A 3987-nucleotide genomic window follows, 5' to 3' on the forward strand; every position below is an offset into this window, starting at 1 on the left:
CAATTAGCACTTGTTACTGTTATGTCACAAATTGGTTGCTTCGTACCAGCGACAGAAGCAGTATTACCTGTCTTCGATCAAATCTTTACGAGAATTGGTGCAGCGGATGATTTAATCTCAGGTCAAAGTACATTTATGGTTGAAATGTTAGAAGCGAAAAATGCAATTGCAAATGCATCAGAAAGAAGTTTAATTTTATTCGATGAAATTGGACGCGGTACATCTACGTATGATGGTATGGCACTTGCACAAGCAATCATTGAACATATTCATGACCAAATTGGTGCGAAAACATTATTCTCTACACATTATCATGAATTAACAGTGTTAGAAGAAAATTTAGACCAACTAAAGAATGTACATGTTTCAGCAATTGAAGAGAATGGAAAAGTAGTTTTCCTTCATAAAATTCAAGATGGAGCGGCTGATAAAAGTTACGGAATTCACGTTGCTCAACTTGCGGAGCTTCCAGATAGCTTAATCGCTCGAGCGAAAGAAGTGTTAGCACAACTAGAAGGACAGGAAGAAATTATTATTCCGAAACGAGTAGAAGTGAAAGTACAAGAAGTTGCTCCAGAACCAGTTGTTGTAAAAGAAGAACCGGCAAAAATACAAGAAGAGACAGACGAAGAATCACAACTATCTTTCTTTGGAGGAGAACAGTCTTCGAAAAAACAAGACAAGCCTGTGCTCGATCAAAAAGAAACGGCAGTACTGGCACAAATTAAAAAGATTGATTTACTCGATATGACGCCTTTAGAAGCGATGAATGAACTGTATCGTTTACAGAAAAAGTTAAAGAAAGGATGAGTAAGTAGATGGGGAAAATTCGCAAACTCGATGATCAACTCTCTAATTTAATTGCGGCAGGGGAAGTAGTAGAGCGCCCTGCCTCAGTTGTAAAAGAACTCGTGGAAAATTCCATCGATGCGAATAGTACATCTATTGAAATCCACTTAGAAGAAGCTGGGTTATCGAAAATTCGCATCATTGATAATGGAGATGGCATTGCAGAAGAAGATTGTATCGTTGCATTTGAACGCCACGCAACGAGCAAAATTAAAGATGAAAATGATCTATTTCGTATAAGAACGCTCGGTTTCCGCGGAGAGGCCCTGCCGAGTATTGCTTCTGTAAGTGAATTAGAATTAATCACAAGCACAGGTGATGCGCCTGGTACACACCTTATTATTAAAGGTGGAGACATTATAAGACAAGAGAAAACGGCGAGCCGAAAAGGAACAGATATTACAGTACAAAACTTATTCTTTAATACACCAGCGCGCCTTAAATATATGAAAACTATTCATACAGAGCTTGGGAACATTACAGATATCGTGTATCGTATTGCAATGTCTCATCCAGAAGTATCGTTAAAACTGTTTCATAATGAAAAGAAATTGCTTCATACATCAGGAAACGGTGATGTAAGACAAGTACTTGCATCGATTTACAGCATTCAAGTTGCGAAGAAGCTGATTCCGATTGAAGCTGAGTCTCTAGACTTTACCATTAAAGGTTATGTAACATTGCCAGAAGTAACGAGAGCGTCTCGTAACTATATGTCAACGATTGTAAATGGCCGTTACGTTCGAAATTTCGTATTAATGAAAGCAATTCAGCAAGGATATCATACGTTACTGCCAATCGGACGATACCCAATCGGCTTCTTATCAATTGAAATGGATCCAATGCTTGTTGATGTCAACGTACATCCAGCAAAATTAGAAGTTCGCTTTAGTAAAGAACAAGAATTGTTAAAACTTATCGAAGAAACATTGCAAGATGCATTCAAAAAAATACAGCTCATTCCAGATGCAGGAGTAACAACGAAGAAAAAAGAAAAAGACGAAAGTGTGCAAGGGCAGTTCCAGTTTGAGCATACAAAACCGAAAGAACCACAGGTGCCCAACATCGTTTTACCGACTGGAATGGATGAGAAACAAGAAGAAACAACGACTGTAAAACAGCCAGCGCAACTTTGGCAACCGCCGAAGCAAGAATGGCAGCCACCACAGTCGCTCGTAAGAGAAGAACAAAGTTGGCAGCCATCTACTAAACCGATAATTGAAGAACCAATTCGGGAAGAGAAATCATGGAACAGTAACGAAGAAGACTTTGAACTAGAGGAATTAGAAGAAGAAGTCGGGGGAATAAAAGAGATTGAAATGAACGGGAATGACTTACCACCGCTTTATCCAATTGGACAAATGCACGGAACATATATTTTCGCTCAAAATGATAAAGGCTTATATATGATTGATCAGCACGCAGCACAGGAACGCATCAATTATGAATATTTCCGTGATAAAGTGGGACGAGTTACGCAAGAAGTACAAGAACTACTTGTACCGTACCGTATTGATTTATCTCTTACCGAATTTTTACGTGTCGAAGAGCAGTTAGAAGAATTAAAAAAAGTTGGACTATTTTTAGAGCAGTTTGGCCATCAATCCTTTATCGTCCGTTCGCACCCAACGTGGTTCCCGAAAGGACAAGAAACAGAAATCATCGATGAAATGATGGAGCAAGTTGTCAAACTAAAAAAAGTAGATATAAAAAAACTACGAGAAGAAGCAGCCATCATGATGAGCTGTAAAGCTTCCATAAAAGCAAATCAATATTTAACGAACGATCAAATATTTGCTTTACTTGAAGAGCTGCGCACAACAACAAATCCATACACATGCCCGCACGGGAGACCGATTCTTGTGCATCATTCTACTTATGAGTTGGAGAAGATGTTTAAGAGGGTTATGTAGGGGAAGTTGTYTTCTTCTAAAATGTTTTGGATTTAATAAAGATAAAGTTAGATTGCAAAGGGAGCAACAGTAATTAGTTGCTCTCCTTTTTTTATGTAGATTTGTTATTGTTCAATGAGTGTGAATCAGTTTAGTTTTGAAATAAGAATTGGAAAGAGTATTTAAGAGGTTATAAAGGTATTTTGTTTTTTAGTATTTATTCATTTTTGAAGGAATTAATTTCTTGGCTATGGTTACTTTATCCTGTTATCAAATCCTACTAAGAATGAAAAAAGCGTGGTATATCAGCAATTTTAAAAAGGAGAGTTTTCCAGTAAACTCTCCTTTTTAAAGGGTGTGTGAGCTGTAAAATCAAGATTTAGGCACTACTTAAAACGTAACTGTGCATGGTCGCAATGATGCGCTATAGAATTATTTATTTTTATTATTATTAATTTTTTCAGTATATAGAACTTTTTCTTTGTAGTGTTTTGTTATTGGGAAGTTATGTGTACCTGTGCCGTTCTTGAATTTTTTATCAATGGGGTTCTTTAGAGGAACTGTTGTAGTTTCAGTAAATTCATATGGGTAATTTATTTTAGATTTATCTTCAAACATGAAAATGCCTCCTTCTTAGGATTTCCTAAATTCTTTACTATAACATGATATGCATATATATTTTTTTGGACTAGTTATTTATATAGGTTAATGGAATTTAATTACATAAATACTGAAATGTTTTAAAGGAAAACAATTCGAGAAAGATATTGTATTGATAGCCGTTGACTACTATTGCTGTTTTTTAAGTTGTCGTGATGTAGCTGAAATTTTGAAGGGACGTGGCGTCTCAGTTCATCTAACAACCATTATTTTATGGGTTCTTTTATTTATCAGCGAAGCAAACGTCGCATATATATTCATTATAGATTGTTTTTATAATGTATTCTATATGTGATGTTCCTAATAAATTAATGTGGAATATTATATTAGTATTAAGTTATTAGGAACATTTAATGTTGTTTCACAACTGAAAGGGAATTGAAAAAAAACTGAAACTTTTCTCATGAAAATTCAATCTTACTTGAAAAATGAAAGGAAAATGAAATTTTCCAAAAGAAATTCTTTGTTAAGATAAAAAGCATACATACAAAAAAGTATTGACATATGGAGAAAAATGTATTTTTAAAGATATAGTGGGGGAAAAGATGAGATTAGAAAAACAATTAATAAAAAAGATGTATTATGA

Annotated in this window: 3 protein-coding genes and 1 pseudogene; 3 read left to right on the forward strand and 1 reads right to left on the reverse strand. The window is 35.3% G+C overall.

From position 1 onward, the window contains the following. The coding region (locus AC1DTM_RS19620; protein ID WP_477000692.1) for a MutS-related protein at nucleotides 1-810 on the forward strand (810 nt) is incomplete at its 5' end. 8 nt (nucleotides 811-818) lie between these two features. Beyond that, complete coding sequence (mutL, locus tag AC1DTM_RS19625) at nucleotides 819-2762, forward strand: DNA mismatch repair endonuclease MutL (RefSeq protein ID WP_016105949.1); 1944 nt, start codon at nucleotides 819-821, stop codon at nucleotides 2760-2762. A gap of 411 nt (nucleotides 2763-3173) precedes the next feature. Here mutL and AC1DTM_RS19630 read toward each other — a convergent pair whose 3' ends face one another. After that, nucleotides 3174-3359, reverse strand: coding sequence for a hypothetical protein (locus AC1DTM_RS19630; RefSeq protein ID WP_016105948.1), 186 nt, complete (start codon nucleotides 3357-3359; stop codon nucleotides 3174-3176). 112 nt (nucleotides 3360-3471) lie between these two features. Between AC1DTM_RS19630 and AC1DTM_RS19635 the strand changes: the two are divergent. Next, nucleotides 3472-3621 (forward strand): annotated as a pseudogene (locus tag AC1DTM_RS19635) (IS6 family transposase); the annotation flags it as partial. Nucleotides 3622-3987: the final 366 nt, after the last annotated feature.

Source organism: Bacillus sp. P4_D3 (assembly GCF_056401855.1).

Bases quoted from the DNA above. Each gene is read 5' to 3' on its own strand.
- AC1DTM_RS19630 (WP_016105948.1), bottom strand. From the start codon at position 3,359: ATGTTTGAAGATAAATCTAAAATAAATTACCCATATGAATTTACTGAA.
- mutL (WP_016105949.1), top strand. From the start codon at position 819: ATGGGGAAAATTCGCAAACTCGATGATCAACTCTCTAATTTAATTGCG.